General features: G+C 66.5%; 1 protein-coding gene. It reads right to left on the bottom strand.

Features of this window, described 5'->3' with window-relative positions; all coding sequences use genetic code 11:
• On the bottom strand, positions 1-253 hold a 253-nt coding region (locus RAD10_RS41830; RefSeq protein ID WP_461622022.1), incomplete at its 3' end, for an alpha/beta hydrolase.
• Positions 254-275: the final 22 nt, after the last annotated feature.

Below are 275 nucleotides of genomic sequence, written 5' to 3'. Positions count from 1 at the left end.
CGACGCCGTTGCGCCACGCGAAGCGGCCGATCGGGGCATCGGGCGCTGTCGTCTCGCCATGGCCACGGTGATCGTGGGCGTAGACATGATAGCCGCGCGCCGCCATCGCCTCGGCAAAGCGGCGATACCGCTTCGAGTGCTCAGCCAGCCCATGCGATATCAACAGAATGCCGCAGGCGGGGCCGGTCGCCTCGGCATGGTGATAGGCCAGCGATGCTCCCGGCACGGAGAGCCATTGCGTTTCAGAAAACATTCGGATCCTCCCGGCCGCAGCA

This window comes from Bradyrhizobium sp. 23AC (assembly GCF_054863025.1).
The sequence above is the reverse complement of the archived record's forward strand: the minus strand, read 5'-3'. Positions and strand labels throughout refer to the sequence as shown.